Annotated in this window: 16 protein-coding genes; 9 read left to right on the top strand and 7 right to left on the bottom strand. The window is 65.1% G+C overall.

The genetic code is table 11. The features are described from left to right. Positions 1–26: 26 nt before the first annotated feature. Entirely contained in the window at positions 27–1,142 is a 1,116-nt protein-coding gene (gene zapE, locus C4K40_RS20280; protein WP_053136705.1) for a cell division protein ZapE, read from the bottom strand. Positions 1,143–1,387: 245 nt separating this feature from the next. Between zapE and C4K40_RS20275 the strand changes: the two genes are divergently transcribed. From C4K40_RS20275 to C4K40_RS20245, 7 genes are all read left to right on the top strand, one after another. Further along, the gene (locus C4K40_RS20275) at positions 1,388–1,888 is read left to right on the top strand and encodes a spore coat U domain-containing protein (RefSeq protein ID WP_172681681.1); all 501 of its coding nucleotides are present in this window, start codon (positions 1,388–1,390) and stop codon (positions 1,886–1,888) included. A 103-nt stretch (positions 1,889–1,991) separates the two neighbouring features. Continuing rightward, positions 1,992–2,525, top strand: a complete 534-nt coding sequence (locus tag C4K40_RS20270) for a spore coat U domain-containing protein (RefSeq protein ID WP_022639692.1) — start codon at positions 1,992–1,994, stop codon at positions 2,523–2,525. Between the two features lie 20 nt (positions 2,526–2,545). Beyond that, the gene (locus C4K40_RS20265) at positions 2,546–3,082 is read left to right on the top strand and encodes a spore coat U domain-containing protein (RefSeq protein WP_022639691.1); all 537 of its coding nucleotides are present in this window, start codon (positions 2,546–2,548) and stop codon (positions 3,080–3,082) included. Between the two features lie 4 nt (positions 3,083–3,086). Continuing rightward, positions 3,087–3,587, top strand: a complete 501-nt coding sequence (locus C4K40_RS20260) for a spore coat U domain-containing protein (protein ID WP_053136699.1) — start codon at positions 3,087–3,089, stop codon at positions 3,585–3,587. Positions 3,588–3,633: 46 nt separating this feature from the next. Continuing rightward, on the top strand, positions 3,634–4,425 hold the full coding sequence (locus tag C4K40_RS20255; protein WP_053136696.1) for a molecular chaperone: 792 nt from the start codon (positions 3,634–3,636) through the stop codon (positions 4,423–4,425). A 116-nt stretch (positions 4,426–4,541) separates the two neighbouring features. After that, complete coding sequence (locus tag C4K40_RS20250) at positions 4,542–6,899, top strand: fimbria/pilus outer membrane usher protein (RefSeq protein WP_053136693.1); 2,358 nt, start codon at positions 4,542–4,544, stop codon at positions 6,897–6,899. A gap of 28 nt (positions 6,900–6,927) precedes the next feature. Continuing rightward, entirely contained in the window at positions 6,928–7,932 is a 1,005-nt protein-coding gene (locus C4K40_RS20245; protein ID WP_053136690.1) for a spore coat U domain-containing protein, read from the top strand. A gap of 3 nt (positions 7,933–7,935) precedes the next feature. Here the strand turns inward: C4K40_RS20245 and C4K40_RS20240 are convergent, their stop codons facing one another. Next, positions 7,936–9,165: an MFS transporter gene (locus C4K40_RS20240; protein ID WP_053136687.1), complete on the bottom strand. Its 1,230-nt coding sequence runs from the start codon at positions 9,163–9,165 to the stop codon at positions 7,936–7,938. 101 nt (positions 9,166–9,266) lie between these two features. Between C4K40_RS20240 and C4K40_RS20235 the strand changes: the two genes are divergently transcribed. Next, a complete protein-coding gene (locus tag C4K40_RS20235; protein WP_053136683.1) occupies positions 9,267–9,713 on the top strand; it encodes a helix-turn-helix domain-containing protein in 447 nt (148 codons plus the stop codon). Between the two features lie 46 nt (positions 9,714–9,759). Here C4K40_RS20235 and C4K40_RS20230 read toward each other — a convergent pair whose 3' ends face one another. Both C4K40_RS20230 and C4K40_RS20225 read right to left on the bottom strand, forming a co-directional pair. Beyond that, positions 9,760–10,914: a M14-type cytosolic carboxypeptidase gene (locus C4K40_RS20230; protein ID WP_053136680.1), complete on the bottom strand. Its 1,155-nt coding sequence runs from the start codon at positions 10,912–10,914 to the stop codon at positions 9,760–9,762. 481 nt (positions 10,915–11,395) lie between these two features. Then, positions 11,396–11,743 carry a DUF6124 family protein gene (locus C4K40_RS20225; RefSeq protein WP_031320150.1) on the bottom strand — a complete coding sequence of 116 codons (348 nt, stop codon included), beginning with the start codon at positions 11,741–11,743 and terminating at the stop codon, positions 11,396–11,398. A gap of 132 nt (positions 11,744–11,875) precedes the next feature. On the opposite strand from C4K40_RS20225, the gene C4K40_RS20220 reads away from it, so the two are divergent. Continuing rightward, positions 11,876–12,541, top strand: a complete 666-nt coding sequence (locus C4K40_RS20220; RefSeq protein WP_022639684.1) for a LexA family transcriptional regulator — start codon at positions 11,876–11,878, stop codon at positions 12,539–12,541. Between the two features lie 132 nt (positions 12,542–12,673). On the opposite strand, the gene C4K40_RS20215 is transcribed toward C4K40_RS20220, so the two are convergent. Genes C4K40_RS20215 through C4K40_RS20205 form a run of 3 tightly spaced genes read right to left on the bottom strand, consistent with a single transcriptional unit; the run spans position 12,674 to position 17,069 of the window. Beyond that, positions 12,674–14,629, bottom strand: a complete 1,956-nt coding sequence (locus C4K40_RS20215; protein ID WP_053136677.1) for an acetyl/propionyl/methylcrotonyl-CoA carboxylase subunit alpha — start codon at positions 14,627–14,629, stop codon at positions 12,674–12,676. Then, positions 14,629–15,444 carry a gamma-carboxygeranoyl-CoA hydratase gene (locus C4K40_RS20210; RefSeq protein WP_022639682.1) on the bottom strand — a complete coding sequence of 272 codons (816 nt, stop codon included), beginning with the start codon at positions 15,442–15,444 and terminating at the stop codon, positions 14,629–14,631. The genes C4K40_RS20215 and C4K40_RS20210 overlap by 1 nt, the downstream gene beginning before the upstream one ends. 17 nt (positions 15,445–15,461) lie before the next feature. Beyond that, positions 15,462–17,069 carry a carboxyl transferase domain-containing protein gene (locus C4K40_RS20205; protein WP_053136674.1) on the bottom strand — a complete coding sequence of 536 codons (1,608 nt, stop codon included), beginning with the start codon at positions 17,067–17,069 and terminating at the stop codon, positions 15,462–15,464. Positions 17,070–17,086 lie beyond the last annotated feature (17 nt).

Genomic DNA, 17,086 nt, shown 5'->3' with positions numbered 1-17,086 from the left:
TGATAGCCATTGGCGCGTGGACTTGCTCAGGCAAGTGCGCTGTCGGGGCCGAACTGGCGCAATTGTCCGAGGCGGCTGCGGGTCCGCGCCAGGTCGGCGACCTGGCCATCCAGGCCTTGTGCCAAGGGGAGTTGGCCGATCAGCAGCAGCTGCTTGTCCTGGTCGTAGAGTACGTCGATCAGGTTGATGAAGCGCTGCTGGGCGGCCACCGAGCAACTGTCCAGCGCCGGCAGCTCGTCGATGATCCAGGTATCGAAGCGCCGGCTCAGTTCCAGGTAGTCCATCACCGCCGTGGGTCGTTCGCACAGGTCGTTGAACTCGAAGCGGATACTGCGCTGGCCCACCTGGCGCACCTCCAGGTGACGGTAGCCCACCGCCAGTCGCGTGGCCGGGGCATGGCGTTCGGGCAGTTGCAGTGCCTGGCGCTGGGCCGGGCTGCCGGGCCACACATACTGGCCCCGGGTGAACGCCTGCTGGTCGTGGCCGCGGGCCTGGGTTCGATAATCCTGGTCGCCCCCGACTTCCAGGACTTGCATGCGTGCGTTGATCAAGTCGATCACCGGCTTGAAGCGCGCGTGATACAGCGGGTTGGGCAGCAGGCCCTCGGGGGCGTAGTTGGAAGTCACCAACAGCAGGATGCCGCGCTGGAACAGGGCCTTGAACAGCCGGGTGATGAGCATGGCATCACCGATGTCGTGCACGTGGAACTCATCGAAGCACAGCACCCGGCACTGCTGCAGCAATTCATCCAGGGTGGTTTGCAGGGCGTCGTCGCGCTGTTGGTGGCGGAACATGCCCTGGTGCAGTTGGTTGAAGAAATCGTGGAAGTGCAGGCGGCGCTTTTCGGCGATGGGCAGGGCACGGAAAAAACCGTCCAGCAGCCAGCTCTTGCCCCGGCCAACGGCGCCATGCAGGTACAGGCTGCGGGCTTGGTGCGGGGCGTGCTGCAGGGCCTGGGCCTGGCGGGCCATGCTGTCGATCACCTGCAACTGGCCCGGGCTCAGGGTGTAGCCCAGTTCCTGCGCCTTGTGCTGAAAGTAGCCGTGGATCGATCCGTCCGTGCCAGGTTGCCGGCGCGCCCTGGCCAACCAGCGGCGCCAGAACGATGGGGTCGATGCAGGTGGTGGCGATGAAGCGGCCAATGGTGGTTATCCCGGATGTTTGCCCGGCGCCCACCTTAAAAGCGCCATGGTCGTTTGACCAATAGAAAACCCGGTGGCCAGTGATCTCGAAAAGGCATGGCTGTGGTTGCGCAAGTGCCTGGGGCGGGCCCTGGGGCAAATTAATACGCAAACTGGCGGTTTTGGCCCGGGTTGCTAACCTCATGGCAGCTAATGCTTCTCATCAGGGAATCGAGGCCTTGAATGGATGTAAGGGTTTGGCAGTCATGAGCGCATTGCTCGGCGTAACGGCAGGAGCCGCTGACTTGCAGGTGCAGGTCCGGGTCGATGTGGCGCGTGGTTGCCAGTTGGTAGGGCAGCAGCGCGAGGCGGGGGTGACCCAGCTCGGCACCCTGGACTTCGGCACCACCGCGCGCCTGGATGACGCCCGCGGCCCATTGGGTGCGGCGCTGGGTGGCAGCCGCCAGCCACGCCTGGAGTGCAATCCCGATACCCCCTACCAGATGCGCATCGATGGCGGCTTGCACGGCGGCGTCGGCGAAGTGCGCTACCTGGTTGGCGCTGATTCTGCCGGCAAGCCGATCCCTTACCGCCTCTACCAGGACCCGGCGCGGCGTATCCCGTTGCCGGTCAATGTCCCGGTCAGTGGCCGGGTGCCGGATTCCGGCACGGTGGACCTGCCCTTGTACGGGCGTATCGAGCCCCTGGCCGAGATTCCGCGGGCCGGGGGTTATTCCGATGTGTTGAAGGTGACCCTGACCTGGTAGCCAGGGGCATCGACGCTGTCGCGGGGGATCTCGCGCAGAACAGGAACAGCCGCTGCAAGTGCACGGCTCAAGTGGGAGTCCTGATGGAACCGGGATGGGTGCAATGAAAGGCAAGACCTGGACGATCATCGCCCTGGGGTCGTTGTGCCTGGTGGTCGAGGATGCGCAAGCGGCCATCAGCGGGCAGATCCAGGCGCGCCTGGTGATCACCGCCAGTTGCCAGGTCAGCAGCGGTGGTTCCGTCACTCACCCCGTCACGGATCCGGGCATGCTCGACTTCGGCCAGCAAGGGCCGACCTGGGTCAACCCCATCAAGGCCAGCCTCACCAACGATGCCGACGGCCAGTTGCAGGTGGCTTGCAATCCCTCGGTCACCGGTTTCACGGTGAGCATCAACGGCGGCCTCAACGGCGACGGCACGACCCGGCGCCTGAGCAACGGCCGCCAGACCATCCCTTATCGATTGTTCGTCGATGCCTCGGGTAGCGATAGCTACAGCATCGGCCAGCAGCGCAATTTCGCAGTGAGCGGCGGCAACCGGATCCCCATTCCGGTGTTCGGCTCGGTGGTCGCGAATACCCGCGCGGTTCCGGCAGGGGTCTACACCGACACCCTGACCATCACGCTGGATTGGTAAACCACGAGAGGACGTACATCATGCACGCGCTTGTATCCCGAATCGGCTGGCCATTGCTGGGCCTGCTCATGGCCTCCACGGCCCATGGGGCGACCACGGTCACCGGCCAGATCACCTCGACCCTGATCCTCACCAGCAGTTGCCAGGTCAATGGGGTGGGCGGCACCACCGGCTTGAACTTCGGGGCCCTGAACTTCGGCACCAGCAACAGCCTGTTCACCACCGCCAGCGGCCAGGTGCTGGGTGGCGGTGGCGGTGCCTTGTCGATCCTCTGCTCGGCCGGCACCACGCCGAGCATCACCGTGCAGGGCGGCAGCAACGACGGCAAGTCCACCGGCGGCACCCGGGCCTTGTACGACGGGGTGGGCAACTACGTGCCCTATGACCTGTATACCGATGCCGGGCATTCGCAGATCCTGGCGATCAACGGGGTGATCGCCCTGGCGCCGAGCACCGGCGTGGCCCAGACGGTCAACATCTATGGCCAGGCAGTGGGCAAGGCCGGGCTGCCGGCGGGCACCTATACCGACACGGTGTCCGTGCAATTGACCTTCTGATGCCATGGCTCGCCATGGTCATGCGCTGCTGGCGCTGATCTGTGCCGCTGTCTGGCCCGGTTGGATCGCCGCGGCCACCAGCCAGAGTTTCCAGGTCAGTGCCACCGTCGTTGCCGGATGCCTGGTAGTGGGGGGCGCGAGCAACTACGGCAGCCTGGCGTTCGGTACGCAGTCGGCGTTGTCCACCGCCACGGTGAACGTGGCCCTGACCGGTGGCGTGCAGTTGCAGTGCACCCCGGGGGTGACCTTGAACATGACGGTGGACGGCGGCCAATACAACAACGGCGGGCGGAACATGCAGGTTGCCAGTGGTACCGCCCGGGTGGCCTACAAGTTGTTCCGGGATGCGGCCTACAGCCAGAGCCTGGGGATCGGCCAGAGCGTGGCGGTGGCCTACAGCGATGCCAATAACATCAGCCTGCCGATCTATGGACAGGTGCAATTGCCGGGCAATCAGCCTGGGGGGACATACAGCGATGTGCTGCAGGTGCAGCTGTCGTGGTGATGGGGCGATTCAAGGACCAGCCGGCAGGCGGACAAGGAGTAGCAGTATGCGTTTATCTGTACGGGGCCTGCGGGCCTGCGGTTACCTGGTACTGGCCGGGCTGTTGTCCAGCGCTCCGGGAGCCTGGGCCGCCAGTTCGGTGTTGATCTGGCCCATCGACCCGGTGCTGGAGGCCGACCAGCAGGCCAGCGCGTTGTGGCTGGAGAACCGCGGCAGCGAGACCGCCAACCTGCAGATCCGGGTCTTCGCCTGGAGCCAGAGCGATTTTGCCGACCAGTACCAGAACCAGCGGGATGTGATCGGCAGCCCACCGGTGGCGAAGATCGAGCCCGGGCAAAAGCAGCTGGTGCGCCTGACCCGTACCCGGGACATCCCGCCGGGCCAGGAGCTGGCCTATCGGATCATCATCGATGAAATCCCTTCCGCTACCCCTCCAGGCCCCCAGAGCGATGCCAAGAGTGTGGCCGCGATTCGCTTCCAGATGCGTTATTCCGTGCCGCTGTTCGCCTATGGCGCGGGCTTGTGGAGCAAGGAAGACACCACCCGGGCCAGGGACCCCAAGAGCATCGGCGTGCCCAACCTCAGCTGGCGCAAGGTGAACGCCGATGGCAAGACCTTCCTCGAAATGCGCAATCAGGGCGCAGTGCATGCCCGCCTGACGGATGTCGCCTTCAAGCAGGGCGGGCAGAACCGCCCCTTGGCGCCGGGCCTGTTGGGCTATGTGTTGCCTGGAGCGGTGATGCGCTGGCCGCTCTCGGAAACCCTGGCCGGCGATTCGAACCTGCAACTGCGGGTCAATGGCGCGCCGCAGGTCCAGGACCTGCCACCTTCACGCTGAACGGCGCGAAGATCGCCGCCCGGATGTCGGCGGCAAGGAGGAGGCAAGGACGGATGCGCGGGCGTTAGCCCATGCGCCCAGGGATGGAGAGGTCCATAGATGGACTTGAACCGCTCATGAGCCAGGATCCGGCTCGTCGCTCTTGGTACTGGAAAAGGCTGCTGGCTGGCTTGTGGGGCTTGCTGCTGGCGGCCCCGATCCAGGCTGGCGAGCTGCCTCCACCGCCCAGCAGCCTGGAGTCGATAGCCGATGCGCAGCTGTTCCTGGAGTTGGTGATCAACCAGATGGATACGGGCAAGGTGGTGGCGGTGGAGCAACGTGCAGGTCGGCTGTTCATATCGGCCAGCGCCTTGCGCGAGACGGGCATCAAGCTGGCGCAGCAACTGGAGAGCGAAGTCGATCTCGAAGCCTTGCCGGGGCTGCACAGCGATTACGACAGCCAGGGCCAGCGCCTGTTGCTGAACGTACCGCCGGACTGGTTGCCGGAGCAGTTGATCGGCAGCCGCCAGGCCTATCCGCGGACTCCGGCCCTGAGCAGCTTCGGCGCGTTGCTCAACTATGACCTGTACTTCAACGATACCGACGACGGCGGCAGCTACCTGGCGGCGGGGAACGAGCTGCGGCTGTTCGATAGCTGGGGCACCCTCTCCAACAGCGGGCAATACCGGCGGACCCTGTCCGGGGCCCGCAGCGCTTCGCTGAACAACGGCTATCGGCGCTACGACACCACTTGGCGCTTCTCCGATGACGAACGCATGCTGACCTACGAGGCCGGCGACCTGGTCAGCGGCGCCTTGCCCTGGAGCAGCTCGGTGCGCCTGGGCGGGGTCCAGTTGTCCAGGGACTTCGCCGTGCGCCCGGACCTGGTGACCTATCCCTTGCCGCAGTTCGCCGGGGAAGCGGCAGTGCCCAGCTCGGTGGACCTGTTCATCAATGGCTACAAGGCCAGCAGCGCCGAACTGCAACCTGGGCCCTACACCCTGACCAACATTCCCTTCATCAACGGCGCGGGTGAGGCGGTGGTGGTCACCACCGATGCCCTGGGACGTCAGGTGTCCACCACCGTGCCGTTCTATGTCACCAGCAACCTGTTGCAGAAGGGCCTGACGGACTTCTCGGTGGCCGCCGGTACCTTGCGTCGCGACTACACCCTGCGGGACTTCGGCTACGGCCCCGGCGTGACCTCCGCCAGCTTGCGCCACGGCCTGAGCGACAGCCTGACCCTGGAAAGCCATGCCGAGGCCTCGCAGTCCCTGGCCCTGGGCGGGCTCGGCGGCAACCTGCGGCTGGGCCAGTTCGGGATCCTCAACACCGCCTTCAGCCAGAGTCGCTTCGACGGCAATGGCGGCCAGCAACTGAGCTTCGGTTACCAGTACAGCAGCCAGCGCTACAGCCTGTCGTACCAGCGCGTGCAGCGCCGCGACCGGTACGCCGACCTGACGGTGGTGGATAGTCCCTATACCAGCCTCAGCCAGCGCAGCGAGCAATTGACCCTGAGCCTGAACCTGGAGCGTTTTGGCAGCCTCGGCGCCGGTTACTTCGACGTGCGCGCCGCCGATTCGACCCGCACCCGGCTGCTGAACCTGACCTGGAGCAAACCGCTGTGGCGCAACAGCAGTTTCTACCTGTCGGCCAACCGCGAGATCGGCGAACGCCAGTGGGCGATGCAGGCCCAGTTGGTGGTGCCCTTCGACATGTATGGCAGCCTGAGCTTGAGCAACGAGCGCAGCAAGGCCGGGGAAAACCGCCAGCGGGTCAACTTCAGCCGCTCGGTGCCGCTGGAGGGCGGGCTGGGCTACAACCTTGGCTACGCCACCGGCGATGGCCCGGACTACCGCCAGGCCGACCTGACCTGGCGCTTGCAGTCGGTGCGCCTGCAAGCCGGGGTCTACGGCACTCGTGAGGCCGAGACGCGCTGGGCCGATGCCAGCGGTTCGCTGGTCTGGATGGACCGCGAGGTGTTCGCCGCCAACCGTATCGACGATGCCTTCGTGGTGGTCAGCACCGGTGGCTACAAGGACATCCCGGTGCGCTACGAGAACCAGCTGGTGGGCCAGACCGACAAGAATGGCCACCTGCTGGTGCCCTGGAGCAGCGCCTACTACCGGGGCAAGTACGAGATCGATCCATTGAACCTGCCGGCCAACGTGCAGAGCCCGAACGTCGAGCAAAGGGTCGCGGTGCGCCGTGGCAGCGGCTACCTGCTGGAGTTCCCGCTGACCCGGGTGATCGCCGCGAGCATCGTCCTGGTGGACGCTCGCCAGCAGGAACTGCCCCTGGGCAGTAGCGTCATCCACCAGCAGAGCGGAGCGCGGGCGGTGGTCGGCTGGGATGGCCTGGTGTATCTGGAGAACCTCTCGGCGCATAACACCCTGGAGGTCGGCCTGGCCGATGGCAGCCATTGCCAGGCGCAGTTCGACATCGACCTGGAGCAACAGCAGATCCCGCTGATCGGCCCACTGGCTTGCCAGTAGCCGCGTAGCCACCACAGGAGGACGACAGATGAATGGATTCAAGGCCGCCCGGGGCCGGGCATGGGGACGATGGGGCCTGGGCTTGCTGGCCTGGCTGCTGGCCCTGCCGGCCCTGGCGCTCTGTTCCACGGTCAGCACCACCCCGGCGGCGTTCGGCACCGTCAGCTCGATCCTGGTGCGCACCACCTCGCAACCGGCCTCCACCACCAATGCCGGGCTGCGGTGCACCGGCTCGCTGTTGTCGCTGCTGGTCACCACCGACCACTTCTACGCCACCATCACCTCCAGTACCAGTGGCATGGTCGGACCCACCGGCGATGTCATCAACTACACCCTGTATGCCAACAACAGCACCAGCTATCCCATCACCCGGGGCGTGGCCTTCGACTTCGCGCGCAATTCGATCATCGACCTGCTGGGCCTGCTGGGCAGCCCCACGGTGGCCAAGACGGTGCCGATCTACCTGGGTACCGTCACCGGCAGCAATGTCGCGGCGGGGGTCTATACCGAGAACCTGAGCATCTTCTGGAGCTGGAACTATTGCTCGGGGATAGGCTTGCTGGGTGTTTGTCTGGGGCGGGATGTGGGCAGCGGCACCCAGAGCCTCACGGTGAACATGACGGTGTCCAACGACTGCGTGATCACCGCACCCAACATCAGCTTCGGCAGCGCACCGGTGATCAGCGCCTTTGCCACGGTCAGCGGTCAGACCATCAACCTGGCCTGTACCAAGGGCAGTGCCTACACCGTGGGCTTGAGCGACGGCCAGAACCCGATCAGCGTTGGCGGTCGGCGGCGCATGGTCTCCGGCGGCAACTTCCTGGCCTACGACATCTTCAAGAGCGCCGGGACCACCCGCTGGGGCAGCGTCGGCAGCGCCCGGCGTTCCAGTACCGATGCCGAGGTCAACCCCGGCAACGGCCTGGGCACCGGCAGCCAGGTGTTCAACTACAACGCCAGGATCTATACCGACCAGAGCACGCCGCCGGCCGGTACCTACCTGGATAACGTGGTGCTGGACGTGGGCTTCTGAGTGTCAGGCGCTTTCCAGCGGGCAGGGCTGGCTGGCGCGCGGGCGCTGCGGGGCCAGGCTCCACAGCCAGTAGCCCAGCGCTATCGCGTTGATACCCGCGCCCAGCAGGCAGACGCCGGTCCAGCCGGCCCAGGCGTAGGTACTGGTGGCGGCGATGGAGCCTGCGGCGCTGCCGATGGAGTAGAACAGCATGTAGCCGGCCGCCAGGCGGCTCTGGGCCTCGGGACGCACACTGTAGATCAGGCTCTGGCTGGTGACATGCACGGCCTGCAGGCCCAGATCGAGGCCGATTACCCCAACCAGCAGGGCCCACAGCGACCATTGGGTCAGGCCGATGGGGATCCAGCAGAGCAGCATCATGCCCAGGGCCAGGCCGCTGGTCCATTGCGCCAGGCCCCGGTCGGCCAGCTGTCCGGCCCGCGCCGCACCCAGGGCGCCGGCGGCCCCGGCCAGGCCGAACAGGCCGATCTGGGTGTGGCTGAGCGACAGCGGCGGGGCGCTCAGGGGTAGAACCAGCGGCGTCCATAGGGTGGTGGCCGCGGCGAAGATCAGCATGGCCAGCACGGCCCGGTCACGCAGGATCTTCTCCTCCCTGAACAAGCACAGCAGCGAACCCAGCAGTTGCAGGTAGCCCTGGGCTGCCGGTGGTCGTTGCACGGCCGGCAAGACCCGCCACAGGGCCAGGGCCACCATCAGGGTCAGTCCGGCGGACAGCAGGTACACCGAACGCCAGCCCGCCAGGTCGGCCATGCCCCCAGCCACGGTACGGGCCAGCAGGATGCCCAGTACCACGCCACTGGTGACCACGCCGACTACCCGCCCGCGTTGTTCCGGTTGCGCCAGGTTGGCGGCGTAGGCCACCAGGACCTGGGTCACCACCGCCAGCAAGCCGACGCCCGCCATGCCCAGCAGCAGCCAGGTACCGTTCGGCGCCAGGGCCACGACCAGCAGCGCCAGCACCGAGAGCAGGGTCTGGGTGACGATGAGCCGGCGGCGGTCGAGCAGGTCGCCCAGGGGGACCAGCAACAGCAGGCCCAGGCCGTAGCCCACCTGGGTCAGCGTGATGACGATGCCCACGGTGGCCGGGGCCAGGCCGAAGCTTTGGGCCATGGCGTCCAGTAGCGGCTGGGCGTAGTAGACGTTACCGACCGCCAGGCCGCAGGCGGTGGCGAATAGCAGCACCACTTTGGATGAGAGCGTCGAGGCGGCGATGGTGGGTGAATCGGCAGGCATGGCAGGCTCCGTTTTTGGTTGCTTTATGAAACCAGTTGTACGGTAATAATCTTGGTTTTATATTGCAACCAGTTTCCCGGGCTTATCGGAGTTTCCCAACCATGGTCAAACGCACCCGCCTGCAAGACGCTGAATGCCCGGTGGCGCGCTCACTCGACGCCATCGGCGATTGGTGGTCATTGCTGATCGTGCGCGATGCCTTCGACGGTATCCGCCGTTTCGGCGAGTTCCAGCGCAACCTCGGCATGGCCAAGAACATCCTCGCCGCGCGCCTGCGGACCTTGGTGGAGCACGGGGTGCTGGATGTAGTGCCGGCTTCCGACGGCAGCGCCTACCAGGAGTACGTGCTGACGGATAAGGGCAAGGGCCTGTTTCCGCTGATCATCGGCTTGCGCCAATGGGGCGAGGCGTTTTTCTACGAGGAAGGGGAGGCGCATTCGCAACTGGTGGACCGCCAGACCCGGCAACCGCTGCGGGCGCTGGAACTGCGTTCTGCCGACGGTCGGCTGCTGGGGCCGGAGGACTGCCTGCGGATACCGGTGGCTTGAGACCGCGACGACTGCGCGAGTGGCTCGCGCAGTCCGTGGGTTGCGCTCAGCGCAGGCTGTCCACCAGGTCGGCCAGGGTGCTCAGCACATCCTTGCCCAGCTGCATGGAGCGCTTGCCGGACCAGCCGGTGAGCGGGTTGGGCGCATCGTTGTGGTCCTTGAACGGCATTTCCAGGGTCAGCGCCAGGCAATCGTATTTTTCCCCGACGGCATTGCAGGCCAGGGTCATGTTGGCCTGGCCGGGATTGTCGCGGGTATAGCCGTGAGTGGTCTGGAAGTCCCGGGTCTTGTGCTTCAGGTGGCTGCGAAAATGTTCTTCGAGCTTGGCCAGGCGCGGTGTGTAGCCCGGGTTGCCTTCACAGCCGGCGGTGAATACATGGGGAATTTCCTCGTCGCCATGGACGTCGAGGAACAGGTCGACCCCGTACTGTTCCATCTGCTGCTGGACGAACAGCACTTCCGGGCTGAGCTCCTGGCTGGCGTTCTGCCAGGCGCGGTTCAGGTCCTGGCCCTTGGCGTTGGTGCGCAAGTGGCCGTGGAAGGCGCCGTCCGGGTTCATGTTCGGTACCAGGTACAGGTCGGCCTTGGCCAGCAAGGCGTTGAGCTCGGCATCGTCGTGGCGTTGCAAGCGTTCGATCACACCCTCCATGAACCACTCGGCCATGTGCTCGCCGGGGTGCTGCTGGGCGATGATCCACAGCTTGCGCTGGCCGGGGGCGCCGCTGCCCTTGCGTAGCAACTGGATGTCACGGCCTTCGACGCTCTTGCCCACGGCCAGCAACTCGGTGCCGGCCTTGGTCAGGGCCTGGTCGATCAGCCAGTCGTGACGGCCACGGCTGTAGGGTTCGAAGTAGGCGAACCAGGCGTGGGTCTGGGTGGCTTCGAGATTGAAGCGCAGGGCGTCGCCTTCGAAGATCGTCGGGACGCGAAACCAGTTCACGTGGTCGTAGGAGGCCACGGCGTGGTAGCCGGTCCAGGCCTTGTTGTAGGAAGACTGGCTGGCATTGGTCAGGCGGAACCAGTGTTCCTGGCCGACATGCAGGCCGCTGACCTTGAAGTGAAACCACTGGAAGTGCGGGCTCTGGGTATCAGGGCGAATGGCCAGCTCTACCTGGAGCGGGTTGCTGGTGTCCAGCACGTTGATGTTGCCGCTGTCGAAGTCGGCGCTGATGTGAAAAGAAGAGTGATTGCCCACGGTCATGGTCGGTTCCTGAACAGGATTGTTGTGACCGCTACTCTACACATCGGGGGGGGTAAAAGAAGGGGGCGTCGTCCTTGACGCCGATGAAGCTTAGTGTGTATGCGATTGATTCTCAAGCGCTACTTTAGGAATTGTGCGGCTTCCAGCACGGCCCTTTGCTTGCAAAAGGACATTCTTTTGCTATGATCGCCGCCATTATTTTTGCGTCACCCACGTCTTCATTAGCCTGAAGCCAAGCCAGCATGACTGGCAAAAAAAAGACCCGGCGAAAAAGCCGGGTCAAAAACCGTGATTAGCCTGATGAGGAGATAATCCAGAGGTCCGACCTAAGGTCCTTTGGATCATCGACCGATCTCGCGATCAGTTGCTTGCAATAATAATCATTATCATTTGCAAGTCAAACGTTTTTCCCTGCCTGCTCGAATTTTTTTTCATCCTGGATTGCCCTGCACCCGTTTCGGGCTGGTGGGGTGTCTGCATTTCAAGCGATTTCATGCCGTTGGCCTTCCAGGGACTTGTCCACCAGGGCCTTGGCCAGATCGATCATATGCACCACCGAGAACGCCAGGTCCCGATTGGGCCCATGCAGGTTGTCGGCCGCGTCGTAGGCGGTGGCGGCCGCGCAGCGCAGCAGGTCGGATGCATGGATCATGGCTTCCTCGCTGCTGAGGCTGCTTCTTATCTCGAAGAATTTCTCCTCCTTGTTGATGCTGCCGTGGGGCGGCTCCATAGGGTGGTCCATTGCTCGTCGCATTGCATGCTTGCCCGCAAGTGAGCTGAATGTGGCCTCTGTATCGAGTTCCGGCACGTCCTTGCTGCTTGTGTTCATGGGTTCTGCCTTGTCTTGAGAAAATGAAAAGAGGGGGCAGGCACAGATTAATACTTATTGTAATTGTGACGCCATTTCAAATACTACAACTTGTGTGTTGAGGCGGAAAATACACAACGTATTGTTCCGCCCATGGATAAATGGATCGAGTTGGTCAAGGCCAACATGAAAGGCCGCAAGGTCACGCAGGAGAAGCTCGCCGAGCGCCTGGGCATGTCCCAGGGCGGCATTGGCCATTGGTTGAGCAAGCGGCGCCAGCCCAAGATCGAAGACATGAACCGGGTGCTGGAAGAGATCGGCATGGGCTTTCTCGAAGTGGTGCTGGTGGTCCGCGAAAAACCCTTGGTCAATGACGATGGCGAGCCCCTGGAGCAGGAACCTTCGCTGGTGGATAGGTACAACCCGTACTTCCGTTATCCGGTCAGTGATTGGCGCAGCGCCGGCGAAGTCCGTGAGGATGGCCAGCCGAGCTATGTGCCGGAGCGCTACGAATTGTCCGACTACCAGGCCCAGGGCGCGGCGTTCTGGCTGATGGTGGTGGGGGACGCGATGATTGCTCCCAGCGGCATGAGCATCAGCCAGGGCATGCTGATCTTGGTGGACCCGGCCATCGCGGCCGAGCCTGGCAAGCTGGTGGTCGTGCAGTGTCCCGGCAGCGCCGAGGCGCTCTTTCGCAAGTTGGTGCAGGAGGGCGGCCAGCGGTACCTGGCGCCGCTCAACCCGACGTACCCGAAGATGCTCTACAGCGATGAGTGCCGGATCATCGGCGTGGTGGTGCAAGCGACCGCGAAGTTCTGAAGACGCAGGCGCCCTCAGTCGAAAAAGCCCCTTCCTGGTTTCAGGAAGGGGCTTTTTGCATTCGGGGCTAGTCCATGGCTGCGGTGTGGGCCGCAGCGTTCACGCAGACCGCCTGGCGGCGGGCCTTGCCCATCAGGCTGGCTGTTCCAGCTCCACCAGCGCACTGCCTTCGCTGACCATCTCGCCTTCCTGGCAATACAGCGCCTTGACGATACCGGCGTGGGGCGCGCGGATGCTGTGTTCCATCTTCATGGCCTCGAGCACCACCAGTTGCGCGCCGGCTTCGACGCTTTGCCCGGCTTGCACCAGGACCCGGACAATGCTGCCGTTCATGGGGGCGGTGAGGCCGCCGTGCTGGCTGTGGCTGGCGTCGGCCGCGGCGATCGGGTCGTAGGTCGTGATGCTGCGCATCTCGCCCTGCCAGTGCAGGTAGAGGGTGTCGCCGCGACGGATGGCCCGGTGTTCGCGGCGCACGCCTTGGTGCTCCACCAGCAAGCGTTCACCCTGCAGGCGGTAGTCGGCGCCAAGGGTCTGCAGGTTGATGGCCCGGTCCTGGCCGTCGGCGCTCAGGTGCAGGGCGACCTGCGCCGGCAAGCCGCTGCGCCAGCCATCGACCGCCGCCCAGGGCGAATGTGGATCGTCCTGGCGCTCGCGCCGCGCCAGGCTCTGGCTGTAGGCCTGGGCCGCAGCCTGCCAGAAGTCCTCGCCCAGCTCGCGGGCCGCCGGCAGCAGTTGCTCCTGGTAACGCGGAATGAAGCCGGTATCCAGTTGGGCCTCGGCGAAGGCCGGGTGGGCGATGATCCGGCGCAGGAACGCCAGGTTGGTCTTCAGGCCGCCGATGGCGAACTCGTCGAGCATGCTCAGCAGGCGCAGGCGAGCCTGTTCGCGGTCCTCGCCCCAGGCGATCAGCTTGCCCAGCATCGGGTCGTAGAACGGCGATACGCTGTCGCCTTCCTCGACGCCGCTGTCCACGCGCCGGCCAGGGCCATTGGCGGATTCACGATACAGCTCCAGGCGGCCGGTGGCCGGCAGGAAGTCGTTACCCGGGTCCTCGGCGTACAGGCGCACTTCGATGGCATGGCCCAGCAGTGGTACCTGGTCCTGGGTCATGGGCAGGGTTTCGCCACGGGCCACGCGGATCTGCCAGGCCACCAGGTCCAGGCCGGTGATGGCTTCGGTGACCGGGTGTTCCACCTGCAGGCGGGTGTTCATCTCCATGAAGAAGAATTCGCCGCGGGCGTCGAGCAGGAATTCCACGGTGCCGGCGCCGACGTAGCCGATAGCCTGGGCCGCCCGTACCGCAGCCTCGCCCATGGCCTTGCGCAGCTCGGCGCTCAAGCCGGGGGCCGGGGCTTCTTCCACCACTTTCTGGTGGCGACGCTGGATCGAGCAGTCGCGCTCGTTGAGGTACAGGCAGTTGCCGTGTTGGTCGGCAAAGACCTGGATCTCCACGTGCCGGGGCTTGAGCAGGTATTTTTCCACCAGCATCCGCGAGTCGCCGAACGACGACTGTGCTTCACGCTGGGCCGAGGCCAGGGCTTCGGCCAGCTGGCTGACGTCTTCCACCACCTTCATGCCCTTGCCGCCGCCACCGGCGGTGGCCTTGAGCAGCACCGGATAGCCGATGCGCTCGGCGGCGCTGCGGAAGGTTTCCAGGTCCTGGGCCTCGCCGTGGTAGCCCGGCACTAGCGGCACACCGGCGGTTTCCATCAGGGCCTTGGCTGCCGACTTGCTACCCATGGCGTCGATGGCCGATGCCGGTGGGCCGAGGAAGATCAGTCCGGCGGCCTCGATGGCCCGGGCGAAACCGGCATTCTCGGAAAGAAAGCCATAACCGGGGTGGATGGCCTGGGCGCCGCTGGCCTTGGCGGCGGCGATCAGCTTGTCGATCTGCAGGTAGCTTTCGCTGGCCTTGCTGCCGCCCAGGTCCACGCGGATATCCGCTTCACGGCTGTGCCGGGCATCGCGGTCGGTGGCGCTGTGCACGGCCACGGTGGTCAGGCCCAGGGCCTTGGCGGTGCGCATCACGCGGCAGGCGATCTCGCCGCGGTTGGCCACCAGCAGGGTATCTAGGATCGGCGCGCTCATCAGCGGGACTCCTTGGTCGTGGTCTCGGTCTGCCAGCTGGGCGGGCGTTTCTCCAGGAACGCCCGCAGGCCTTCCTGTCCTTCGGGGCTGACGCGGATCCGCGCGATGGCGTTCTCGCAATAGCGTCGCAGAGCGGTGGTCAGGGCGCCGTTGCCCACTTCGCGCAACAGGTCCTTGCTGGCACGCATGGCCTGGGGGCTGTTGAGCAGCAGGTTGTCGATCCAGCGGGTGACGTGCTGTTCCAGATCTGCCGCCGGGTAGCTCTCGGCCAGCAGGCCGATGTCCCGCGCACGCGGGCCGTCGAAGCGCTCGGCGGTCAAGGCATAGCGCCGGGCAGCGCGTTCGCCGATGGCCTGGACCACGAACGGGCTGATCACCGCCGGGGCCAGGCCGATGCGTACTTCCGACAAACAGAATTGTGCGTCGTCGCTGGCGATGGCCATGTCGCAGCAGCTGATCAGGCCCAGGGCGCCGCCGAAGGCCGCACCTTGCACCACGGCCAGGGTCGGGATCTTCAGCTTGGCCAGGTTGTACATCAACTCCGCCAGTTCCCGGGCGTCGTCGAGGTTGGTGTTGTAGTCCAGCTCGGCCGACTGCTGCATCCAGGCCAGGTCGGCGCCGGCGCTGAAATGCCGGCCGCGGCCGCGCAGCAGCAGGAAGCGCAGGTTGGGATCGCCTTGCACCTGGTCCAGGGCCAGGATCAGCTCGCGGATCATCTCGGCGTTGAAGGCGTTGTTCTTTTCTTCACGGCTGAGCCACAAGGTGGCGAAGCCACGAGGGTCGCGCAGCAGTTCCAGGGTATTGAAATCGCTCATGATCTTCTCGCGCAGGATTACATGCGGAACACGCCGAAACGGCTCTGTTCGATAGGGGCGTTGAGGGACGCGGACAACGCCAGGGCCAGCACCTCGCGGGTCTGCGCCGGGTCGATGACGCCGTCGTCCCACAGCCGGGCGCTGGAGTAGTAGGGGTGCCCCTGGTGCTCGTACTGGTCGAGGATCGGTTGCTTGATCTGGGCTTCCTGGGTCGCGTCGAACCCCTGTCCGCTACGTTCCGCCTGCTCGCGCTTGACCTGTACCAGCACGCCGGCGGCCTGCTCGGCACCCATCACGCCGATCCGCGCGTTGGGCCACATCCACAAGAAGCGTGGATCGTAGGCGCGGCCGCACATGCCGTAGTTACCGGCACCGAAGCTGCCACCGATGATCACGGTAAATTTCGGCACCTGGGCGCAGGCCACCGCCGTCACCAGCTTGGCGCCATGCTTGGCGATGCCGCCGGCCTCGTATTTCTGCCCCACCATGAAGCCGGTGATGTTCTGCAGGAACAACAGCGGGATGCCGCGCTGGCACGCCAGTTCGATGAAGTGCGCGCCTTTTTGCGCGGCCTCGGCGAACAGGATGCCGTTGTTGGCCAGGATCGCCACCGGGTAGCCGTGCAGGTGGGCGAAGCCGCACACCAGGGTAGTGCCGAACAGCGCCTTGAATTCATCGAACAACGAACCGTCCACCAGGCGCGCGATGACTTCGCGCACGTCGAACGGCTGCTTGGGATCGGCCGGCACCACGCCATACAGCTCATCCCGGGCATACAGCGGGGCGATCGGCGTGCGTTGCTGCAACTGGCCCTGCTTGTGCCAGTTGAGGTTGGCCACGCTACGGCGCGCCAGGGCCAGGGCGTGCTCATCGCTCTCGGCATAGTGGTCGGCCACGCCGGAAACCTTGCAGTGCACGTCGGCACCGCCCAGGTCTTCGGCGCTCACCACCTCGCCGGTGGCGGCCTTCACCAGCGGCGGGCCGGCGAGGAAGATAGTGGCTTGCTCGCGGACCATGATCGCTTCGTCGGCCATGGCCGGTACGTAGGCGCCGCCGGCGGTGCAGGAGCCCATGACTACGGCGATCTGCGGGATGCCCTGGGCGCTCATGTTGGCCTGGTTGAAGAAGATCCGCCCGAAGTGCTCGCGATCCGGGAACACTTCGTCCTGGCGGGGCAGGTTGGCGCCGCCGGAGTCCACCAGGTAGATGCATGGCAGGCGGTTCTGCAGGGCGATGGTCTGCGCGCGCAGGTGTTTTTTCACGGTCAGCGGGTAGTAGGAGCCGCCTTTGACCGTGGCATCGTTGGCCACGATCATGCATTCCACGCCTTCTACCCGGCCGATGCCGGCGATCACCCCGGCAGCGGGCACATCCTCGCCGTAGACCTCGTAGGCCGCCAGCGGGCTGACCTCCAGGAACGGCGAACCGGGGTCGAGCAGGCGGTTGATTCGCTCGCGGGGCAGCAGCTTGCCGCGTGAGGTATGGCGTTCCTGGGCCTTGGCGCCACCGCCTTGCTGGACCTGGGCCAGCAGGGTATGCAGGGCGTCGACCTGGGCCGCCATGGCGCTCCAGTTCTGCGCGAACTCTGGTGATTTAGTGTTCAACTGTGACTTCAGGATCATCATGACTCCTCACGCAGAAT

The organism is Pseudomonas sp. CMR5c (genome assembly GCF_003850545.1).
Taxonomy (GTDB): Bacteria; Pseudomonadota; Gammaproteobacteria; order Pseudomonadales; family Pseudomonadaceae; genus Aquipseudomonas; species Aquipseudomonas piscis.
This window is presented reverse-complemented; position numbering and strand designations above follow the sequence as displayed.

Excerpts from the sequence above, each read along its gene's own strand:
- C4K40_RS20275 (WP_172681681.1), top strand. The coding sequence starts at position 1,388 with ATGAGCGCATTGCTCGGCGTAACGGCAGGAGCCGCTGACTTGCAGGTG.
- C4K40_RS20270 (WP_022639692.1), top strand. The coding sequence starts at position 1,992 with ATGAAAGGCAAGACCTGGACGATCATCGCCCTGGGGTCGTTGTGCCTG.
- C4K40_RS20265 (WP_022639691.1), top strand. The coding sequence starts at position 2,546 with ATGCACGCGCTTGTATCCCGAATCGGCTGGCCATTGCTGGGCCTGCTC.
- C4K40_RS20260 (WP_053136699.1), top strand. The coding sequence starts at position 3,087 with ATGGCTCGCCATGGTCATGCGCTGCTGGCGCTGATCTGTGCCGCTGTC.
- C4K40_RS20255 (WP_053136696.1), top strand. The coding sequence starts at position 3,634 with ATGCGTTTATCTGTACGGGGCCTGCGGGCCTGCGGTTACCTGGTACTG.
- C4K40_RS20250 (WP_053136693.1), top strand. The coding sequence starts at position 4,542 with ATGAGCCAGGATCCGGCTCGTCGCTCTTGGTACTGGAAAAGGCTGCTG.
- C4K40_RS20245 (WP_053136690.1), top strand. The coding sequence starts at position 6,928 with ATGAATGGATTCAAGGCCGCCCGGGGCCGGGCATGGGGACGATGGGGC.
- C4K40_RS20240 (WP_053136687.1), bottom strand. The coding sequence starts at position 9,165 with ATGCCTGCCGATTCACCCACCATCGCCGCCTCGACGCTCTCATCCAAA.
- C4K40_RS20235 (WP_053136683.1), top strand. The coding sequence starts at position 9,267 with ATGGTCAAACGCACCCGCCTGCAAGACGCTGAATGCCCGGTGGCGCGC.
- C4K40_RS20230 (WP_053136680.1), bottom strand. The coding sequence starts at position 10,914 with ATGACCGTGGGCAATCACTCTTCTTTTCACATCAGCGCCGACTTCGAC.
- C4K40_RS20225 (WP_031320150.1), bottom strand. The coding sequence starts at position 11,743 with ATGAACACAAGCAGCAAGGACGTGCCGGAACTCGATACAGAGGCCACA.
- C4K40_RS20220 (WP_022639684.1), top strand. The coding sequence starts at position 11,876 with ATGGATAAATGGATCGAGTTGGTCAAGGCCAACATGAAAGGCCGCAAG.
- C4K40_RS20215 (WP_053136677.1), bottom strand. The coding sequence starts at position 14,629 with ATGAGCGCGCCGATCCTAGATACCCTGCTGGTGGCCAACCGCGGCGAG.
- C4K40_RS20210 (WP_022639682.1), bottom strand. The coding sequence starts at position 15,444 with ATGAGCGATTTCAATACCCTGGAACTGCTGCGCGACCCTCGTGGCTTC.
- C4K40_RS20205 (WP_053136674.1), bottom strand. The coding sequence starts at position 17,069 with ATGATGATCCTGAAGTCACAGTTGAACACTAAATCACCAGAGTTCGCG.